Origin of the sequence: Protofrankia sp. Cj5 (assembly GCF_917627405.1) — a bacterium.
Taxonomy (GTDB): domain Bacteria; phylum Actinomycetota; class Actinomycetes; order Frankiales; family Frankiaceae; genus Protofrankia.
On the sequence record NZ_CAKJTO010000041.1, the window covers coordinates 1 to 20954 of the forward strand.

The 20954-nt window shown below is 68.2% G+C and carries 15 protein-coding genes; 10 read left to right on the forward strand and 5 right to left on the reverse strand.

Translation table 11 applies throughout. From position 1 onward, the window contains the following. The coding region (locus tag MJ777_RS11070; protein WP_370652701.1) for a hypothetical protein at positions 1 to 300 on the forward strand (300 nt) is incomplete at its 5' end. 35 nt (positions 301 to 335) lie between these two features. Here the strand turns inward: MJ777_RS11070 and MJ777_RS11075 are convergent. Then, positions 336 to 1796, reverse strand: coding sequence for a VWA domain-containing protein (locus MJ777_RS11075; RefSeq protein ID WP_239375792.1), 1461 nt, complete (start codon positions 1794 to 1796; stop codon positions 336 to 338). Positions 1797 to 2056: 260 nt separating this feature from the next. Between MJ777_RS11075 and MJ777_RS11080 the strand changes: the two genes are divergently transcribed. After that, the gene (locus tag MJ777_RS11080; protein ID WP_239375794.1) at positions 2057 to 2914 is read left to right on the forward strand and encodes a hypothetical protein; all 858 of its coding nucleotides are present in this window, start codon (positions 2057 to 2059) and stop codon (positions 2912 to 2914) included. A 294-nt stretch (positions 2915 to 3208) separates the two neighbouring features. Here the strand turns inward: MJ777_RS11080 and MJ777_RS11085 are convergent, their stop codons facing one another. The 3 genes from MJ777_RS11085 to MJ777_RS11095 form a co-directional block, all read right to left on the reverse strand. Further along, on the reverse strand, positions 3209 to 4858 hold the full coding sequence (locus MJ777_RS11085; protein WP_239375796.1) for an esterase-like activity of phytase family protein: 1650 nt from the start codon (positions 4856 to 4858) through the stop codon (positions 3209 to 3211). A gap of 451 nt (positions 4859 to 5309) precedes the next feature. Next, positions 5310 to 5711 (reverse strand): hypothetical protein, encoded by a 402-nt coding sequence (locus tag MJ777_RS11090; protein ID WP_239375798.1) that lies wholly within the window; start codon positions 5709 to 5711, stop codon positions 5310 to 5312. A 52-nt stretch (positions 5712 to 5763) separates the two neighbouring features. After that, a complete protein-coding gene (locus tag MJ777_RS11095) occupies positions 5764 to 7164 on the reverse strand; it encodes a glutamate decarboxylase (RefSeq protein WP_239375848.1) in 1401 nt (466 codons plus the stop codon). 221 nt (positions 7165 to 7385) lie between these two features. Here MJ777_RS11095 and MJ777_RS11100 point away from each other — a divergent pair, with 221 nt between their 5' ends. The 4 genes from MJ777_RS11100 to MJ777_RS11115 all read left to right on the forward strand — a co-directional run bounded on the left by MJ777_RS11100 (position 7386) and on the right by MJ777_RS11115 (position 13713). Further along, positions 7386 to 9716, forward strand: a complete 2331-nt coding sequence (locus tag MJ777_RS11100; RefSeq protein WP_370652702.1) for a helicase-associated domain-containing protein — start codon at positions 7386 to 7388, stop codon at positions 9714 to 9716. A 256-nt stretch (positions 9717 to 9972) separates the two neighbouring features. Further along, positions 9973 to 10770: a maleylpyruvate isomerase family mycothiol-dependent enzyme gene (locus MJ777_RS11105; RefSeq protein WP_239375802.1), complete on the forward strand. Its 798-nt coding sequence runs from the start codon at positions 9973 to 9975 to the stop codon at positions 10768 to 10770. A 590-nt stretch (positions 10771 to 11360) separates the two neighbouring features. After that, positions 11361 to 12251: a DUF2637 domain-containing protein gene (locus MJ777_RS11110; RefSeq protein ID WP_239311442.1), complete on the forward strand. Its 891-nt coding sequence runs from the start codon at positions 11361 to 11363 to the stop codon at positions 12249 to 12251. A 925-nt stretch (positions 12252 to 13176) separates the two neighbouring features. Next, on the forward strand, positions 13177 to 13713 hold the full coding sequence (locus MJ777_RS11115) for a hypothetical protein (RefSeq protein WP_239311440.1): 537 nt from the start codon (positions 13177 to 13179) through the stop codon (positions 13711 to 13713). 289 nt (positions 13714 to 14002) lie between these two features. On the opposite strand, the gene MJ777_RS11120 is transcribed toward MJ777_RS11115, so the two are convergent. Further along, positions 14003 to 14191: a hypothetical protein gene (locus MJ777_RS11120; RefSeq protein ID WP_239347536.1), complete on the reverse strand. Its 189-nt coding sequence runs from the start codon at positions 14189 to 14191 to the stop codon at positions 14003 to 14005. A gap of 195 nt (positions 14192 to 14386) precedes the next feature. On the opposite strand from MJ777_RS11120, the gene hrpA reads away from it, so the two are divergent. From hrpA to MJ777_RS11140, 4 genes are all read left to right on the forward strand, one after another. Further along, on the forward strand, positions 14387 to 18355 hold the full coding sequence (hrpA, locus tag MJ777_RS11125) for an ATP-dependent RNA helicase HrpA (RefSeq protein ID WP_239375812.1): 3969 nt from the start codon (positions 14387 to 14389) through the stop codon (positions 18353 to 18355). A 191-nt stretch (positions 18356 to 18546) separates the two neighbouring features. Then, a complete protein-coding gene (locus MJ777_RS11130; RefSeq protein ID WP_239338173.1) occupies positions 18547 to 19578 on the forward strand; it encodes an aldo/keto reductase in 1032 nt (343 codons plus the stop codon). A gap of 123 nt (positions 19579 to 19701) precedes the next feature. After that, positions 19702 to 20217: a Uma2 family endonuclease gene (locus MJ777_RS11135; protein WP_239312944.1), complete on the forward strand. Its 516-nt coding sequence runs from the start codon at positions 19702 to 19704 to the stop codon at positions 20215 to 20217. A gap of 25 nt (positions 20218 to 20242) precedes the next feature. After that, positions 20243 to 20815 carry a metallophosphoesterase family protein gene (locus MJ777_RS11140; protein WP_239375814.1) on the forward strand — a complete coding sequence of 191 codons (573 nt, stop codon included), beginning with the start codon at positions 20243 to 20245 and terminating at the stop codon, positions 20813 to 20815. The last annotated feature ends 139 nt before the right edge of the window (positions 20816 to 20954 follow it).

Consider the following 20954-nt stretch of genomic DNA (forward strand, 5'->3'; position numbering starts at 1 on the left):
ATCGCAATTATGATCGGGGGGCGGAGTGGGTGGGCGCTCTTGCTGGCGGATGGTGCGTACAAGCTGGTTGGTGAGCCGGCCGGCTCCTTCTGGTGGGTGATCAAGAACGTCCGGTTCGAGCCTGGCGAGCTGGACGGCTACGACCCCACCGTCCGGCGCCTTGCACCGGACGCGCCGCTGCCCCTGCCCGCCGGTTGGCACCCCGTCACGCCCCGGGTAGCCCCACCCAGCCCACGACCGTCCCCAGTGGCTCCCGGTCCACGACCCTCCCGCTGGGGCGGTATCTTCCGCCAGCGCTGACGGCGGCGTTCGAGCCCCGCCGGCCTGGTCACCGGTCAGGTACCGATGACCAGGCCGTGGGCGCGTGCCTGGGTGAGCCACCGCGGGTACTCGTACATCAGCAGATCGAAGAGCTGGTCATCACCGATCGCCGTCGGGTCGGCAACAGAGAAGAAGTTCGCGTTGTCCAGGAATCGCCCGGTCATCTCGTCCAGCTCCTCCAGGAAGCTGAAGTTGCTCTCAAGCAGGCGGTCGACAAGGCCACCGAGACCGCTACGCCGCGGCGATGCCGCAGCACCGGCACCGACATTGCGGCTGCTCCGCCCTATCGCCATGAACTGCCAGAAGATCGGCTCGTAGGACGCCCAGGTGATCTGGTCGCGAGCGGCCCGCTTGTCGGTGGCCTGGCCGTCGGTCACGAACATCACGTAGACGGGCAGGTGGTCCGGGCGAGGCTGGGAACGTTGCCGCCCGCGGGAGTCGGGAAAGTAATGCTGCCGGACCATCCCCATGGCCTTCGCGTAGTTGGTGGCGCCCTCAAGCTTGCGGTGACGCCTGAGCCCGGCCACCCAGTCCTGGTAGTTACGCAGATCGAGCGGGCCCTCGTCGTGGCCACGCCCGCCGAAGGTGAACACATCACAGGAACCGTCATCATCGAACTGGACGGCGAGCGCCAGGATGCGCTCGCACAGCCGCTGCACCTTGCCCTGGCTGTACAGCGCGCTCATCGACAGGGAGATGTCCAGGCAGAGCGCGACCCGGGCACGATGCTCGGACATGCCCTTCTTCCGAAGGGAAACCCCGGCACGCTTGACCAGGTCGACCATGGCCGGCGCGGCCACGGCGAGCTGCTTTTCCAGCCGGGCGGCCTTCGCCGTGGACACCGGATCGCGGATGCCGGCGGCTGTCGGCCGCCCCGGGGCCGGCCCCGGCAGCGGCCCTGATCCCGCCGGAGGCAGTGGCCTGTCCGCCGCGGAGGGGGCGTCGACGGTGATGCCGTAGCTCGTGGCAAGCCCGGCCAGGCCCGAGGTCCAGCCCTGGCCCACCCCCCGGAACTTCCAATGCCCGGACCGCCGGTACAGCTCGCCCAGGACGAACGCCGTCTCAGCACCCGCGTCCGTGACCTCGAACCGGACGATCTCCGGGCCGGGCGTGAGGAGATCGCCTGCGCCCGGCGCGTCGTGGACTCGGACATGCAGGCCGCGCACGGCGCCGACCGGCTGGCCGTCGGTCGACACCGCGACGACAATGGTTGAGATCTCTGGAGGCAGCCGGGCCAGGTCGACGGTGACCGCCTCCTGCCGCGCGGAACGCTCCTCGATGGCCACGCACCCGTCGATGGAGCGCGGCTGGTTGTAGAAGACGAAATCGGCGTCGCCACGGACGCGACCGGATGCCGTGAGCAGCAGTACGCTGCCGTCCAGTTCCGGTCCGGCGGCGGAGTCGACCACGACGCGCACCCGCCCTGTCCCCGGCGGCAGCGGCACGTTCCCGCCCTTGGGCAGAACGACAGTCATACCGGTTGAGTGTAGATACGGTTTTTCCGGCCCAGGGGTACCGAGTGGTCGCCGCCGGAAATCCGCCAGGGCCTGCCGGCGCCTCGCATCATTGCCGTCGGCCCCGGTAGAACACCGCTACCGGGGACTGGGCCGCCTCGCGACGCATCCGCCTGCCATCCGACACAGGGTGGCCACGGCCACGGCCGCTCATCGACCGATTCGCGTGGCATGGTGGCCATGGGTGTCCTGTCCCCCACGAAAGGGTGACCAGAACGTCGATGACAGCAATAATACGCAATATGACAAAAATTCATGTTTTCCGCAGCCGGCGCGCTTTCGGCAGCCAACGCATTCTGGGCGGCCAACATAATGCTGGCGGTCAACGCGCTTTCAGCTGCCGGCCGTCAACCCGTCCCAGCGCCGGCGGTCGGGTATCAGCGGGCATCATCGGCCCGCTCGGCCTCGCCGTCCTGCTGTGCCTGACGGCCGGCTGCCAGGTCAGCCGCTCTGATCTCCACAACCCGGCCAAACCGCCGGCCACCGCCCACAGCACCCCCGCACCCGCGCCTGGAGGCACCGGCCAGACCAGCGACGGCTGGACGATCACTGTCTATTACACCGCGGTCGAAAGCTTCCACCACGGCCAGCCCAGACAGGTGACGGGCTGCCCGCGTCAGGACTGCGCACACGGCAACGACCCGCTCGGCACGTATCCCACGGATTTCGTCGCCGCCGTGCACGACGAAGGCACTGGCCGGATAACCAGCGGCGATCACGCCGGGAATTATCTGAACTGGTCGTATGACACCGGCTACTGGCTCGACACGGTCCCCGCCGACACCACCGGCCAGCGCCTGCAATCCTTCAGCACGGCCGCGGCGGACTCGGGTGTCCTCGCGCAGGGCGCCCGGTTCACCGTCGCCACCTGCGGTAGCGAGGAGGACCACTCAGCGGTCGACCCGGTGGCCTGCGCCCGTCTGCAGGCTGCGACGTGGACGATCCACGACGAGTTCACCCCAGGTCTCGGCGGCGACAAGCACATCGACCTCTACGTCGGCGAGGAGGACCGCGTGGGCTTCACCGACAGTCCCCTCTACCTCACCGGCACCGGCGCCCGGATAACGATCATCGGCTAAGAGCGCCCGGCAATAGGGATGTGGATCAAGGAGCGGGACTGGGGTGCGTGCATCGCGAGGCGGAGGAGGGAGTCACCCTGGTCCTTGGGGTGCCGACCGACGACAACGCAGCGAGGTGCGTGCCCCAGCCCCGCGATGCCGCGTCCTCTGTTGTCGGTCGCTCTAAAACGCGCCTGGCAACAGGGGACGCGGCATCACGGGGTTATCACGGGGTTGAGGCACGCACCTCGCGTCGTGTTTGAGGCCGCCCCGCCAGGTTCGCGCGGGCCGGCCTCGAACACGGATCAGGCGCTGTCAGTGACGGTGGCTTCCCGGGCCGACCGTCACGGTGACCGTGGCGGTGCTGGCAACCGCCGGCAGTCGAGTGGTGTCGATCGCGAGGAACTCGCCGTCGTCCTGCGCCCCGTTCGGCAGCACCTTCGCGTGCAGCTGGAACGGTGGGGCGCTGTTCGTGACGCCGTCGATCCCGAAGTCGCTGTCGTTGCTGACGATGATTGTGCGTCCGCCGTCGGCAACCGCAACTCCCTCAATCTTGTCATGCCCGAAAAAGCCACCGGTCGGGTCAAGGCCGGTCAACAGACCGCCGAGGTCGAGGGCGAGGCTCTTGGTGACGGGGGTGATCCCGGCGGAGGCCAGCGCCGCGGTCGCGGCCGTGGTGGTCGCCGTCCCGGCGAAAGCCTCGATCGTGCGTCGGTTGGGGCCAACGAGCAGGCCGCCCCTTGCCGCGTCGTACACCGCGCCGGGCAGCGTCGCTGCCGGTCCGACGTCGGTGGCGCCGGCCAGATCGATCCGGAACAGCTTCTTGTAGGCACCCGGCTCGGGGTGGCCGTCACGCTCGTCGACGAGGAACGTCGTGTCGCTCAGCGCGGTGATCTCGCTGACCGCGCCGCTGTTCAGCTTCGGGTCGTCGAGCAGGTAAAGGTACTCGTGCGTGACGTGGGTGCTCAGCCCGTACGTCACGATCCGCAGGGTGGTGACGTTGGCCGGTTTGCCGGTGAGATCGGGTTGCGCCAGCGCCTGCTGCATCGCGCCTACGAGCGTCTGTCCGTCGGGAGTGACCGTCAGCCCTTCCATGCCCTTGTTGGGCACCCGGTTCGCCAGTTCCGCCGGCAGCGACCCGTCGAACGGTGAGAGCCGCTCGATCGCGCGGCCGTCACGGCCGAAGTGGGTGATGAACGGCCCGTACTCGTCCGACACCCAGAAGGTGCCGTCGGGTAGGGCTACCAGCCCTTCGGAGTCGTAACCGGACGCATCGGGCGGGAGGACGTTCCCATTCAGGTCGACGATCGTCTCGCCGGTGTTCGCCTGGCTGTTCGCCCGGCCCGTGTACGGCGATCCGTCCGCCGCGCGCAACGGGATGGTCCTTTCCAGGACGGCTTTGCCGTCGACGAGCCGGAACCGGCCGATCGCCGGGTCGAAGCCCGGCAGCGCCTCGACCTTCACCCCGTTCGGCCCGTCGACGTTCGGGCCGCGGTCGGTCACGCCGTAGTACTCGTCCCGCGAGCCGGGCACCGGGTACAGCGACGAGCCGTATCCACCACCGGTGATCTTCACACCGCCGATCGTCGCGATCGGCGGCAGGTGCGTGCTGTAAAGCGAAACCACGTCACTGATCGAGTAAGTGAACGTGTCCGTCCCGGTGAAGCCCGCGGCCGGGATGTAACTGAACGACCCGTCCTGCTTCAGGGTGAGAGTCCCATGGGCTGGTTGGGTGTGCCTGACCAGCGTCGTCGGCCATCCGGTGTCGTTGCCCAGCACTCCCTCGCCACGCACGGTGAGAACCCCGCCCGCCTTGACCCAGTACGCGTCATCACGCGCTGTAAGACCCTGCCCCTGCTCCTGCTCCTGTCCTTGGCCGGACGGGTCAGCGGACGCGGCCCCGCCGCCGATTACTGACAGGGCCACGGCACCGGCCGCAACCACGGCGACACCCAGACGGTTCATCCGTTCCTCCTCCGCGGCGCGTCCCCCGACGCGCCGCGGGCCAGTCTCACCAGCACAGATGCACGGCTGCCGTCGAACCAGCGACAAACGGGCAACGCGCGCACGGACAGCTGGCGGACCCGATGGAGCCGGCAGCGGTGAGGGGCATCAACCGCAACGACCCTCATAGGACAAAAACGACAGTCCGCATCCCGTCACGTTGGGCAAGAATCCCATTATTCTCCTCGAACCTGCGCAAAACCGGCTCGCAAGCTGGAAGACAAAGCTGCCGATAGACCCACAGATCGAGATCAAACCCCTCTGAGATATTGCAGGCGTCTACCGTCGCTTTTCAGAACGGCTCGGGAGTCAGTACACGCAGCCACCGTGACACCCAGTTCCCAGCGTGCTTCCCGATCCGTGGCGGCGGGTGCGACGATCGCCGTCACAGGATCATGCATGGGCTTCCGTTTCAGTCGAGGAGCTGGCCGAAGCTGTCGGCGGTCAGGACGCGAGCGGTCCAGACCTGAAGCTGATCAGCGGAGGCGTCGCGCACAGCGGCAAGCACCGGTTCGGGAACCGGACCGAACTTGAGAGTCAACAGCTGGAGCAGCGTCTCAACACGGCCCTCAGCGCGCCCCTCAGCGCGCCCCTCAACACGGCCCTCAGCGCGCCCCTCAACACGGCCCTCAGCGCGCCCCTCAACACGGCCCTCAGCGCGCCCCTCAACACGGCCCTCAGCGCGCCCCTCAACACGGCCCTCGACACGGCCCTCGACACGGCCCTCAGCCCTGAGCGTCTCCGCGATGGTCATGTAGGCCTCCTCCGCATCAGGACCGACAGCAGCCATCAGATCATGCAGCTGGCCACGCATGTCCCGCATCCCAGCCCCGCTCCCTGATCCACACCCCGGTTCCCGGGCGCTCTCAGTGGTGGAAGGAGGTAACGCCGTTGTCTTCAGGCCACGGACGCCGGTGCGGGTCGGACAACCGCTTCACCACCCGGCGCAGATCCGCGACCAGCATTCCGGCCAGGTCCCGGCTGAAGCCGTTACGCACGACCACCCTCAGCACCGCCAGCTCGTTGAGCGCGGGCGGGAACCGGTAAGCCGGTACCAGCCAGCCGCGGGTGCGCAGCAGCTCGGAGACGTCGAAGACGGTGTAGCCGGTGACCTCCTCCCGCAGCGCGAACGCGAACGCCGGGATACCGCCGCCATCCGAGACCAGTTCGAACGGCCCGAGTTTCGCCACCTCACCGGCCAGCCAGCGGGCGTTGTCCCGGCAGGTCTGCATCACCCGCCGGTACCCCTCCCAGCCCAGCTGCAGGAATGTGTAGTACTGGGCGACGACCTGGGCGCCCGGCCGGGAGAAGTTCAATGCGAACGTCGGCACGGAGCCACCCAGGTAGTCCACCTGGAAGACCAGATCGGACGGCAACGCCGCCTCGTCGCGCCACAGCACCCAGCCGACCCCCGGATAGACCAGCCCGTACTTGTGGCCGGAGGCATTGATGGACGCCACCCGGTCCAGCTGGAAGTCCCAGACCAGCTCCGGATCGCAGAACGGCGCCACGAACCCGCCCGAGGCGGCGTCGACGTGCACCGGCACATCCGGGCCGCCTGATCCCGCGAGGCGGTCGAGCGCGGCCGCGATCTCGGCCACCGGTTCGTAGCTGCCGTCGAAGGTCGAGCCGAGGACAGCCACCACGCCGACGGTGTTCTCGTCGCAGTGCGCCACCGCCGTATCGGCGGTCAGCCGGGTGCGTCCCGGCCCGAGCGGCACCAGCCGCGGCTCAACGTCCCAGTACCGGGCGAACTTCTCCCAGCAGACCTGGACGTTGGCCCCCATGACGATGTTCGGCTGGTCCGCCGGCAGGCCGGCCGACCGACGCCGGGCGCGCCACCGGCGGGTCAGCGCGAGCCCGGCGAGCATGCATGCCTCGGATGAACCGGTCGTCGAGCAGCCGACCGCGTTCAGCGCGTCGGGGACGTGCCACAGGTCGGCGAGGATGTTGACGCAACGCGCCTCCATCTCGGCAGTCTGCGGGTACTCGTCCTTGTCAATCATGTTCTTGGATGCGCACTCGACCATCAGCCGGTCCGCGTACGGATCCATCCAGGTGGTCACGAACGTGGCCAGATTGAGCCGCGCGTTGCCGTCGAGCATCAGCTCATCATGGATGATCTGGTATGCGGTCTCCGGGGTGATCGACTCCCGCGGCATCCGGAACCGCGGGACCACGACATCCTCGCCCGGCCGGGCGAACTGGGGCCGGATGTCGACGGTCTCCTGTGCCTGCTCGCCGCTTGCCTGGCCGTGCAGAGCCATCACCGGTGAACCTCCTGCCTGTTACCTGCTACCCGCGCCACGCACGATTCATCAGTCCCGCGGGGCGGGTCCGGGAAGGGCAGTCGGATTATGCGCTCTCGCCCGCCGGCCGACTGCCACGGGACTGAAAAGTCTGGGTTTGCGCTCCGGCAACGCCGACCAGGCGATGGGCCACCCACCGCTGGTGATCGCCGCGAACCGGGCGTAAGCTGCCCAGCACAATGAAGCAGGTGTGTGCTGAATCGTTTGCCGACTACTTGGCAACCCTGGACGAGGCGTCGCTGACCGCTTTGCTGGCGGCACGCCCAGATGTCCTGATCGAGCCGGTTCCCCGCGGTTTCGCCCAGCTCGCCCAACGGCTGGACGGCACGGATTCGCTCGTCGCCGCGATGCGGATGCTGAACAGGGACACGGTGCATGTCGGGCAGGCGCTCGCCGTGCTGGGCGGGTCCGCGACCGTGCCCGCGCTGGCGGCCTGGCTGGGCGCACCCGAGAGCGCCGTCCGGGACGGAGCCGCCGACCTGTGCGTACGCGGCTTGGCCTGGCGTGACTCCGACGTGGTGCGGCTGCTGGAGCGGCTGCGCGCGCACTGGTCGGCGAACTTCGACGCCGCCCGCCCGGTGAAGAAGATCGCCCAGTCGGTCCTCGTGACGGAGCTGCGGACCGCGGTCACCGCGCTCGGAGCCAGCGCCAGCGGCCTGGGCAAGCCTGAGTTGATCATAAAGCTGTCCGAACTGATGTCAGATCCGAAAACGATCATAAAAATCATCTCCGGCTTGCCGCAGCCCGCGCGGGACCGGCTCGACGAATTCCGGCGCGGCCTGATCGGCGACTACTCCTGGCGCATCGAGTACGGAACACCCGCCCCAGCCCGCCAAACCGAGATCCTGATCGCCGCGGGTCTGATACTGCGCGGCAACCGCCAGCCTGAGCTGCCGCGCGAGGTAGTGATCGCCGCCTGGCAGGCCGAGCACGATTTCTCCCTGACCGGCCAACCCGCGATCGCACGGCCGGACGTCGACCCGGCGATGGTGCGCTCCGCGGCCCAGGCCGCCGCCGAAGAAGCCATAGGACGGGTGACCGCCCTCCTCGACGAGGCCCGCGCCACGCCTGTGGTAGCCCTGAAAAAGGGTGGTGTCGGGCCTCGGGAACGGTCGCGGCTCGCGAAACGGCTGTCCATGCCCGAGGCCGACCTCCTGGTATGGATCGATCTTGCGTACGCCGCTGGCCTGCTGGGCCAGACCGACGACGGATACGCACCCACCCCTGACTACCAGCAATGGCGCGTCGCCGAACCCGGCCGGCGCTGGGCCGTCCTCGCGTCGGCCTGGTTCTCCCTGGAGCATGCGCCGTCCAGCCGAGAGATCGAGGGCGAGAAGGATCTCCCGCCGCCGCTGCCGCTGCTCTCGGGAGCGGGCCGGATCCGCCGGGCGATGTTGAACGCCGCTGGTTCAGGTGGTTCGGTTCGCGCGGCTGGCCGGGAGATCGAGTGGTTCAGCCCGCTGGACGGGTACGACGCCGTCCGGCGCGCCAGCAAGGCCGCCGCGGCGACGCGAGAGGCGGAGCTGCTCGGGGTGGTCGCCCTCGATGTGCTGTCGGAGCTCGGCGAACATCTGCTGGCCGTCGCCAGCGCGGTGGCGGCGGAGGCCGTCGACGAACTGGCGAGGCAGTGCGCCGACCTGCTGCCCGAAGCCACGTTCACCGTCATCCTGCAGTCGGATCTGACCGCGGTGGTGGCCGGCCAGCCGAGTTCGGCGGTGTCGCGGCTGCTGCGGGACGCGGCCGTCCCCGAGTCTCGCGGTGCCGCCGGTACGTGGCGTTTTTCCGCGTCGAGCGTCCGGGCCGCGCTCGACGCGGGGTGGAGCGCCGACACGCTTCTCGCGGAACTGCGTGACATGGCGGCGCACGCCGTGCCGCAGCCGTTGGAGTACCTCATCTCCGATGTCGCACGCCGGCACGGGCAGGTCCGCGTTCGTGGCATGCGCTGCTGCGTCATCTCCGACGAAGCCTCGACTACTGAGATCCGCCATACCCGGTCGTTGGCGAAGCTGCAGTTCAGCCAACTGGCACCTACCGTCTTGGCCAGCCCGTTCAAACTCGACGACGTGCTGGCCCGCCTGCGCGAGGTCGGCTTCTACCCGATCGCCGAGGACGCCGCCGGCACGATGATCGTGCCGCGTCGGCAGGAACACCAGGCGTCCCCCCGCTACACCGACCCCGCCCATGGGCCACGCCGGCTTTCCCCGGCCGACCTCGCCCACCGGCTGGCCGCGGATCCCGATGCCGGCACAATGCCGGACTCCGGTACCTTCAAGCGGCTGGCCCGGCTGAACACCCGTCTCAACGAAGCCGAGCTGGAGCTGCTGGCCAGCGCCGTGGACCATCAGCACGATGTCGTCATCGCCTACCGGGACAACAACGGCACCCGTACCGTCCGCCAAATCCAGCCGCAACAGTTCTACGGCAAGTGGCTCGACTCCTGGTGCCGCCTGCGCAACGGCCAGCGTGACTTCTCCGTCGCCAGCATCGAATCCGTCAGCCCCGCGTGCTGACCGGCCATCCTGGCCGTTCCACCGTCTCCAGCCGCTCGGCGCGCGCATTCTGACTGACCGTGGAGTGCGCATTCTGACTGACAACGACGCAGTGCTGGCGCGTGGCGCGGACCGGTTTCAGCCACCAGGCCCGCGATGAACAGGCATCGCTAAACCACCACGGCAGTGTGGTAAACCCTACTGGCAGATCGCAGTCCACAGACGCGAAAAGCGCCCTGGCGACCGGATGCCGGGCCTACCTTCCTCGGAGACGAACATGACCGATCGTGCCGACCAGATCATCGATGCACTGCGCAGCGGGCACGACCAGGTGACCGCCGTGGTACGCGGGCTTACCCCGGACGGCCTCTCCCGGCCGTCCGGGGCGTCGCGGTGGGATGTGTCCCAGGTCCTCAGCCATCTGGGCAGCGGTGCGGAGATAACGCTGGCCACTTTGGAAGGCGCGCTGAACGGCACGGGCGTGCCCGCCGCGGACTTCAACACGTCGGTCTGGGCGCGTTGGGACGCGCTGTCGCCAACCGAGCGCGCCGAGGGCTTCATCACCGCCAACGAGAAGCTGATCATCTGCTACGAAGGCCTCGACGCGCCCACCCGCGACGAGCTGCGGATCGATCTGGGCTTCCTGCCCGCCCCGGTGGACGTCGCGACCGCCGCGGGCCTACGGCTCTCCGAGTTCACCCACCACACCTGGGATGTCGAAGTCGCCTTCGACCCGGAGGCCGTCCTGGCACCGGCCGCGATCGAGCCGCTCCTCGACCAGGTCGGCATGATCATCGGCTTCCTCGGCCGGCCGGGCGCCCTCGGCGACCGGCACGCCACGATCGCGGTCCGAACCACCGCGCCCGAGCGCTCCTTCGGGCTCGGCCTGGGCGACACGGTCACGCTCACCAGCGAGGAGCCTGATCAGCCCGACGCGGTCCTCAACGCACCGGCGGAGTGGTGGCTGCGGCTGGTCACCGGCCGTCACGCAGCCGCGCATACCCCGGCCACCGTGGCCCTGACGGGCGCTACGATCACCCTGGACGACCTGCGACACGTCTTCCCCGGGTTCTGAGCTCACGCTGCCGGCGCTCCACGGCGAGGCCCCGTCAAGGCGAGGCCCCGTCGAGCGTTGATCCGGGCTGACATCCCCCACGGGCCTTGCCTGCCGGTGCGCCGCTCGTGGAGCCGCACGACCATCGATGGACGGCCCGCCGCTGCCATCCGCGGCTCAGCGCGGCCCCGGTGGAACTGCCCCGGCCCGTGTCACGGCCCGTGTCGGGAGCCGCGGCCTGCCGAGTGCTGGCAGCCGCCGGATACACAGGCTGGCTCGTTGCCTGATCTCCTCAGCCGCCACTAGCCAACCAGCGTGCCCTCGCCATGCCCGGCGCTCGTTCCCCGATCGGCGCATGACCACCACACGGTGGATAACCAGTCCTCCCGAACGTCTCCAGCTGGGCGATGACCAGCTGGATCACGGGCTTCGACGACACCACCGCCGCCGCGCCGGATAGACCGGGCATGACGTGACATGCACGGACCGTACGGGTCCGCCGGCAAAGGACGCCCTGGTGTGATGTGGGCGCGAGTGGGTGGCAGGCTATCGATGTGGTCACGCAACACGTTGTTTCAGTCAGCGGAGTCTCAACAGTGGGAGGGGATCGCGTGTTCGGGTCAGCGGAGGACAACCGACCAGGTGCGGATACCGACGCACGGGCGGGGTGGACGGACCGCGCGATCGGCGCGGCCACGGTCGCGGCCGTGGTCACCGTCGCCGCGGTAGCGGCCTTCGTCTCCTACCGGCACATGCGGGGCGTCGCGCTGGACCACGGCGAGGACGCCACGGCCGCCGCGGTCATCCCGTTCAGCGTGGACGGCCTGATGCTGGCCGCGTCCATGACGATGCTGGCGGACCGGCGTGCCGGCCGGAGCCGCTCCTGGCTGTCCTACCTCCTGCTGACCATGGGCGCCTTCGCCTCCCTCGCCGCCAACGTGCTGCACGCCGAACCCAACCTGACCGCCCGGGTCATCGCCGGCTGGCCGGCGCTGGCGCTGCTGGGCTCCTACGAACTGCTCATGCGCCAGATCCGGGTTGCCAGCCGTACTGCCGAGAACCGCGCTGCCGGCGGCCGCACAACCCCGGCCGGACAGCCGGCTGATGACACATTCGGTGTTCCTCACCAACGGGACGCCCAACGCGGTACCCAACGGGACGCCCAACGCGCCGTCACCGATCTCATGCCGCTCTTCACCTCCCAGCCCACAGTGGCTCACCTGGCGGGTAGCGACCCTGACGGCGAGGGTGCCGGGATGTCCGGCGGCACGATTGCACCTTCCCTGACGCTGGACGCCGCGGACAAACGGGAGGCCATCGTGCATGCGCTGGAACAGACCAACGGGTCCGCCAGCGAGGCGCTGGCCTTCCTGGCCGCCCGCGGTGTCACGGTCAGCAAAAGCTGGGTGTACGAGGTCCGGAAGGACTCACGCTACGCCGATGTGTACACCGGACCGCTGCCCATTATCGGCGAACGCACCGTTGTCGGCGGTCTTGGCTGACCGCGGCATGACGGAGCAGAACACCGCTACCGGGGCCTGCGCCGCCTCGCGACGCACGCACCCCCAGCCCCGCTCCTTGAGCTACACCCCTATTGCCGGTCGCTTTTAGAGCGCCCGAGGATAGGACTGTCCGGCTCGCGGCTCCCCGCGTCCCGCCCGGCCGCGTTGTCCTCAGTCGGCGCCCACCACCAGGGCGCCTTCCTCTTCCGCCTTGCCGGACCGGGCACGGATGAACCGCTCACTGATCGAACGCCCTATCCTCGGGCGCTCTTAATCCTGCTCGACGGCAGCCCGTACACATACCGAACTGGCGTGCTGGACGGTGCCGTCGTAGCGCGAAGCCCGCGCCCTGGTGCGCCTGGTGCGCCTGGTTCGCGTGTGCCGCGATGGTCAAGCGTAAGGATGAACGGACGGCCTGGTTCCTGTTTCGCCATTGCGCGCTCCACCAGGGCAAGCAGATCGTTGAAATGCGGAGAACGGAGGACGTCGGCGGTAGGCAGAAGCGCCCACCAACTGTCGCTGTGTGTACCGGGACCAAAGATGACTACTGGCGGCTCTGCCATCAACATATTGTTCCGACCGACCGCGGACAACCGGCAGCGATCGGGTGAACATCTAGGGCGTGTTCCGGAAGCCAGCTGTCCGGCTCGCCACGCCCAGGCGGCCCCTGGCCGCGGCTCCCTGACCGGACGACACCTTCGGAAACACGCCGTAGTACTTGTATGGCGATATGCCCCGCGAGGCCGCGTACGCCCCGGCGCGCGGCCCAGCCGCGATCGGCTGGGGCCAGCGGGGAGACGCCGGCAGCGACAGACCGGCGCCGCTGGCGGACGGCGACTCACCCGGTTGGGGTGAGGACTCCGGCCGGGAAAGAAGCCCATCGTTCACATGACCGCTGAAAACGGTGGGCGAGGAGGGAACAGACATGACGATCGGACCCGTCCAACTCCTGGTGCTCGGTTTCAAGCAGCCTGATTTCCGTGGTGAGATCCAGACTGAGCTGCAACGGCTTCGTGACAACGACCTTGTACGGGTGGTCGACGCCTTGGTCGTCCAGAAGGACGCCGACGGCGATGTCGCCGCCGTACGCGGCAGCCAGCTGACCGACGAGGAGCAGGTCGAGCTCGGCGCCCTGGTGGGCGCGCTCGTCGGGCTCGGCGAAGGCGGCGAGGCCGGCATGCGGGCAGGTGCCGAACGCGGTGCGCGGACCGCCGCCGAACGGGGTGGGGTGTTCAGCGAGGAGGATGCCTGGGACGTGCTCGCCGAGATCCCCGAGGACACCGCGGCCGCGCTGATCCTGCTTGAGCACCGGTGGGCCATCCCGCTACGGGACTCGATCGCGCGAGCGGGCGGATTCCGGCTCGCCTCGGAGTTCATCAGTCCGCTCGACCTGGTGTCGCTGGGCCTGGTGGAAGCCCGCGAGGCCGAGGCGCTGGCAAAGGCGGAAAAGGCGACGATCTGAGTTCTCGCACAGCGCGACAGAGGGAGAGATGACGATGCTTGGACGCTCTCGCCGGATTGCCCGGCGCACGGGACGGCGCACAGGACGGCGAACCGCTCGCCGGGTCGTGCGCCGCGACAGCTAAAAGACCGGCACAGGACGACAGGACAGCAGGCCGGAACTGATCAGGACGTACATTCGCAGATAACCATCTGGACAAGTTGATGTGGGAAGCGCGGTCGCTGTGCACGGTGGCCGCGCTTCCCACCCGGTGTCACCCCAGCAGTCAGCTGTTACCCCGCGGGGCGTCTCACCGGCCGGGTTCCACGGCCACGCTGCCGCCCCCTTGCCGCCGCATCCGCCCCCTTGCCACCGCATGCCCGGCTGTCACCGCCACCGCGGTGGCGGCATGCTCGACCAGCCACTCGACCACCCACGCGATCAGCCCACCCGCCCGGGACCTCCGCCGGGCTCCAGGCGGCACCCATCCCATGCCCACCGCCGGCCCATCCTCCTCACTCGGGGACCGCTGGCATTGCACCGGGTGACAGCGAGCACGGACATGATGGGCCTTCATCCTGATTGAGTAGGTCGTGACACCGGGAATACCCGACGGCCGACGGCCACTTGACCAACGGGTCGGTACCCGTTGCCCCTTGCCCGCCATCCACACTTCGTTGGACGCTGCTTCCCGATGCCTCCGCCCGCCGCCCTGGCCGCACGACTGCCCGATCTGATGGTGCGCGATCAGCGCCGTCTACAGCGCCGTATCGACGGCATGCGCAAAATACGCGACCCCGAAGCTCGCCAGGCCGCCCTCGCTACGATCACCGCTGACATCGACACAGCCGCGCTGCGCGTGCAGCGGCGGCGCGCGCGCGTGCCGGCCGTCACCTATCCCCCAGCGCTACCGGTCAGCCAGAAAAAGGACGAGATCCTCGCCGCGATCCGGGACCACCAGGTCGTCATCCTCGCCGGCGAAACCGGCTCGGGAAAGACCACGCAGCTGCCGAAAATATGCCTTGAGCTGGGACGCGGTGTACGCGGGCTGATCGGCCACACCCAGCCGCGCCGGTTGGCGGCACGGGCGGTGGCGGAACGGGTCGCGGCGGAGCTGGGCGAACCCGATGGGCAACCAGGCGGGATAGTCGGCTACAAGGTGCGGTTCACCGATCAGGTCGGCGGCGACAGCCTGATCAAGCTGATGACCGACGGCATCCTGCTGGCCGAGATCCAGACAGACCGGTCGCTGTACCAGTACGACACGCTGATCATCGATGAGGCCCATGAACGCAGCCTCAACATCGACTTCATCCTCGGCTATCTGAAGCAGCTCCTGCCCCGCCGGCCCGACCTCAAAGTGATCATTACATCGGCGACCATCGACCCACGGCGTTTCTCCAGCCACTTCGGCGGCGCGCCCATGATCGAGGTTAGCGGCCGGACCTTTCCCGTCGAGGTCCGCTACCGGCCCCTGGTGGCGGAGATCGACCCCGATGCCGGATCCGGCGGCACGGATGGCGTCAGGGGTGGCAGGGCCGCCGCCACGGCGGTCCAACGCGACCCGACAGAAGCGATCACAGCCGCGGTGGACGAGCTGTGCGCGGCGGGCCCCGGCGACATCCTCGTCTTCCTCAGCGGTGAGCGGGAGATCCGCGATACCGCCGGCATCCTGGCAAAACGGCAGTTGCGCGATACCGAGATCGTACCGCTGTACGCACGGTTGTCCGCCGCGGAACAGCACCGGGTCTTCCAGCCCCACGCCGGGCGCCGGATCGTGCTCGCCACCAATGTCGCGGAAACCTCGTTGACGGTTCCCGGCATCAGGTACGTGATCGACCCGGGCACAGCGCGCATCTCCCGTTACAGCAGCCGGACAAAAGTCCAGCGCCTGCCAATCGAAGCCATCTCACAGGCATCCGCGAACCAGCGGAAGGGACGTTGCGGGCGGCTGGCCGACGGTATCTGCATCCGGCTGTACTCGGCCGAGGACTTCGCCGCCCGCCCGGAGTTCACCGATCCGGAGATTCTGCGGACGAACCTCGCGTCCGTCATCCTGGCCATGACCGCGTTGAACCTGGGCGACATCGCGGCATTTCCCTTTATCGACGCCCCGGATTCGCGCAGTATCGCCGACGGGGTGTTGCTGCTCACCGAACTCGGCGCCGTCGAGACGGAACCCGCCAACGGAGCCGCGAAGACCGGTGGGCATCGCCGCCTGACGCCGCTGGGACGTAAACTGGCGCAGCTGCCGCTCGACCCGCGACTGGCCCGCATGGTACTGGCGGCCGAAAGCAACGGCTGCGTACACGAAGTCATGGTCATCGCTGCCGCGCTGTCCATCCAGGACCCGCGCGAACGTCCCGTCGACGCTCAGCAGGCCGCCGCGGAGAAACACGGCCGCTTCACCGACAAACAGTCGGATTTCCTCGCCTACCTCAACCTGTGGGAGTATCTGGGGGAACAGCAGCGGGAACTGTCGGGAAACCAGTTCCGCAAGCTGTGCCGGGCCGATTTTCTGAACTACCTGCGGGTACGGGAGTGGCAGGATATATACAGCCAGCTGCGCCAGGCCGCGAAGACCCTCGGGATGTCGCTGAACAGCGCGCCCGCCGACCCCCGCGGGATCCATGTCTCGCTGCTGGCCGGCCTGCTGTCGCACATCGGTCTCGCCGATACCGAGAAGCAGGACTACCAGGGGGCGCGCAACGCCCGGTTCGCGGTATTCCCCGGTTCGGCGTTGTCCAGGAAACCACCGCGCTGGTTGATGGCCGCCGAGCTCGTCGAGACGTCCCGGCTGTGGGGACGGACGGTTGCGCGTATCGAACCGGAATGGGCGGAAGCGCTCGCGCCCCACCTGGTCCGGCGTGCGTACAGCGAACCGCACTGGGAGAAGAGCCGGGGCGCGGTGGTGGCGTCCGAGAAGGTGACGCTGTACGGGATTCCGCTGGTCGTTTCCCGCAAGGTGAACTACAGCGCGATCGACCCGCAGCTGTGCCGGGACCTGTTCATCCGCCACGCCCTGGTCGAGGGCGACTGGCAGACCCACCACGCGTTCTTCCACGCCAACCGGGAGCTGCTCGACGACGTCGAGGAACTGGAACACCGGGCACGCCGCCGCGACATCCTGGTCGACGACGAGACCCTGTTCGACTTCTACGACCAGCGAATCCCCACTCATGTCGTCTCCGGGCGCCACTTTGACAGCTGGTGGAAAAAAACCCAGCGCACCCAGCCCGACCTGCTCGCCTTCTCCACCACCATGCTGATCAAGACAGACGCGGCCGGGGTCGACGAGCGCGACTACCCCGACGTCTGGCGGCATAACGAACTCGCCCTGGCGCTGTCCTACCAGTTCGAACCCGGCACGGACGCGGACGGCGTGACCGTGTGCATCCCGCTGCCGGTACTCAACCAGGTGACCGCCGAAGGTTTCGACTGGCAGGTACCCGGCCTGCGCGAGGAACTGGTGACCGCGCTGATCAGATCCTTGCCCAAGCAGATACGGCGCAGTTTCGTCCCGGCGCCTGACTACGCCAGGCGGGTGCTGGAATCGGTGACACCGGCGGACGGACCACTGCTCGCCATCCTGGAACGCGAGCTCGGCCACCTCGCCAACGTGGATGTGCCCAGGGACGCCTGGCAGCTCGACCGGGTACCCGACCACCTGAAGATCACATTCCGGATCGTCGACGAGACACAGGCCACTCTCGCCGAGGGCAAGAACCTCGCCGCGCTTACCCGGGCGTTGGCACCGACGATGCGGGTGGCGGTCAACGCCGTGGCGGACGGTGTCGAGCGCCACGGCCTGCGGACCTGGGATTTCGGCCCGATCCCCCAGCTCGTCGAACAACGCCGCGCCGGCCAGCCGGTCAGGGCGTATCCCGCGCTGGTCGACGAGACCGACAGTGTGGCGATCCGCGTCTTCGCCACCGAGACCGACGCCCGCCACGCCATGTGGCAGGGCACCCGGCGTCTGTTGTTGCTGAACGCGCCGTCACCGGTCCGTGACATCAACGCCGCCCTGACAAACCAGGCCAAACTGACGCTCAGCCATCATCCATACCGCAACGCCACCGAGCTGCTCGATGACTGCATCGCCTGCGCCGTTGACAAACTGATCACGGAATGCGGCGGTCCGGCCTGGGATGCCGACGGGTTCGCCAAGCTGCGCGACATCGTCCAAGCCGGCCTGACCGTGACCGCGATCGATGTCGTGACAAAGGTGGAGCGGGTCCTGGCCACCGCGCACACCATCGAGCGGCAGCTGAGGACGACGACCGGCCTGGCCTTGGTGGCGGCCCTCAGTGACGTGCGCTCCCAGCTCTCCGGCCTGGTGTATCGGGGCTTCGTCGCCGGCACGGGCTGGGCTCGGCTGCCCGACCTCGTCCGCTACCTGACCGCGATCACACTGCGCCTGGACAAGCTGCCGAGCGATCCGAACCGTGACCGGGAACGCACCCGGCACATCGAACAGGTGACGCGGGAGTACAACCAGTTGCTGGGCAGGCTCCCACCGGGCAGCCCGCCCAGCGAGGGGCTGGCACGGATCCGCTGGATGATCGAGGAACTACGGGTCAGCTACTTCGCCCAGACCCTGCGGACGCCGTACCCGGTCTCCATGGAACGGATCTTTCGAGCGATGGACCAGCTCACGCTTTGACGGGCCAGTTGGCGTTCTGACCGGGTTCGATTAAATTCGATTCGATTGGATCAAATTCATGGATTAAGAGCATCCAGCAGCAGGAATGTGGATCAAGAAAAGGAGTTGGGGTACGCGCCCCAGCCCCGCGACGCCGCGCCCCCCTGTTGCCGGTCGCTCTGGACCGGTCGCTCTAAAGGAGAGTAAGCACGATGATACTTCGCGCCTTCGGCCGGACCGGGGTGAAGGTCAGTCCGCTGACGCTCGGGGCGATGATGTTCGGCGCCTGGGGAAATCCCGACCATGACGACAGCATCCGGATCATTCACCGTGCCCTGGACGCGGGCATCAATATCATCGACACCGCGGACATCTACTCACAGGGTGAGTCCGAGGAAATCGTCGGCAAGGCGCTCGCCGGGGGCCTGCGGGACGAGGTGGTGCTCGCGACGAAGTTCCACGCACCCATGGGCGACAACCCCAACCATCGGGGCAACTCCCGCCGATGGATCATCCGCGAGGTTGAGAACAGCCTGCTCCGCCTGCGGACCGACTGGATCGACCTCTACCAGGTGCACCGGCCCGAGCCCGGCACTGACTTCGACGACACCCTCGGCGCTCTGAGCGACCTCGTCCACCAAGGAAAGATCCGCTATATCGGGACGTCGACCTTCGAGCCGTCCGCCATCGTGGAAGGGCAGTGGATCGCCGAGCGGCGAGGCCGGGAACGTGTCGTGTCCGAGCAACCGCCGTACTCCCTGCTGGCCCGCGGTGCCGAGCGCGAGGTCCTGCCGGTTGCGCAGCGCTATGGACTGGCCGTGATCCCGTGGAGCCCGCTGGCCGGCGGGTGGCTGTCCGGGCGCTACCGCAAGGGAGCCGAGCTGCCCGTCTCCGGCCGTGGCCAGCGCACGCCCGGACGTTTCGACCTGACCCTCCCGGCGAACGCCACCAAGCTCGAGGCGGTCGAGCGGCTCGCCCTCCTGGCCGAAGACGCGGGGCTCTCCCTCATCCACCTGGCCATCGCGTTCGTCCTCACCCACCCGGCCGTCACTTCGGCAATCATCGGCCCGCGGACCTTGGAGCAGCTCGAGTCACAGCTCGACGCGGTCAAAGTGACGCTCTCGCCGGACGTCCTGAACCGGATCGACGAGATCGTGCCGCCGGGCATCACGATCAACATGGCGGACGCGGGCTACGAACCGCCGTCGCTGACCGAGCCGGCAGCGCGCCGCCGGAACGCGTGATCCGGCGAGAGACACTCCCGGACACGGATGGCACGGTATTGATCTATAATCTGGTGTGACCACGAGAGACTCTCGCGGCCTTCGGCCGACGAAGTCGACGAAGTCACGGAGAGGCGGTCCGGCATGCGCACCATAGTTCTCGGCGAACGCCCTCAGATCCTCGACGAGTTCATCGCCCGGCGCGAATCGCTCGGGCAGGACACCTTCGACGAGATCTGGAACGGGGAATACCATATGGCGCCGGGCCCCTCCGCCGAACACGGCCGTGTAGACGACGAAATCAGCGCGCTGCTACGGATTCGTGCGCGGGCCGCCGGGCTTGTACGCACCGGCCCGTTCAACCTCGGCCGCCGCAACGACTACCGGGTACCCGACGGTGGATTGCACCGCGGGAACCCGACCGGCGTGTACCTTTCCACCGCCGCCGTGGTCATCGAGGTCGTGTCACCGGACGACGAGACCTATGCGAAGATCGATTTTTATGCCGCGCACGAGGTGGACGAACTGATCGTCGCCGATCCGAACCGCCGGACGGTGCGAATCTGGCAACTCGTGGACGGCAAATACGACGAGACCGGGCGCAGCGACCTACTCGACGTCACGGCAACCGAACTGATCGACGGCATCGACTGGCCGTGAACCGACTGGTAATGACAGGGATTCTGTGACGACGTGGTACACAGCCGATCTCCATTTCGGCCACACGAACATTCTGGGCTATGCCTCGCGGCCCTGGCCCGACGTCGAGGCGATGAACGCCGGCCTGGTGGCACGCTGGAACGCCGTGGTGGCGGCCACGGACACCGTCTGGGTTCTCGGGGACGTCTCGCTCACGCCGACGAAGCTCGGCCCGGTCGCCGCGCTGAACGGCCACAAGATTCTCGTCGCCGGTAATCATGACTCCTGTTGGTCCGGGCACCGCCGGCACGCCGGCCAGATCCGTCGGTACATCGAGGCGGGCTTCGCCGACGTCCACACGTCCGGAGTCGTGCGGGAACACCGGATCGGCAACCAGCTGGTCACGTTGGCCCACTTCCCCTACCGCGGCGACCACACGGAATCCGACCGCTATGTCGACAGCCGTCCCGATGACGACGGCCGGCCGCTGCTGTGCGGGCACGTACACGACGCCTGGCAGATCAGTGAACGACAGATCAACGTGGGCGTGGACGTCTGGGACTGGATACCCGTCCCGGCGGCGACGCTGCTGAAACTGGTCGACGCCATGCCTCAGTAAGAACGCCCGACAATAGGAATGTGGATCAAGGGGTGGGGCTGGGGCGCGTGCGTCGCGAGGCGGCGGAGGGAACCACCCTGGCCCTTGGGGTGGTTGACCGACGACAACGTCACGAGGTGTGTGCCCCACCCCCGCGACG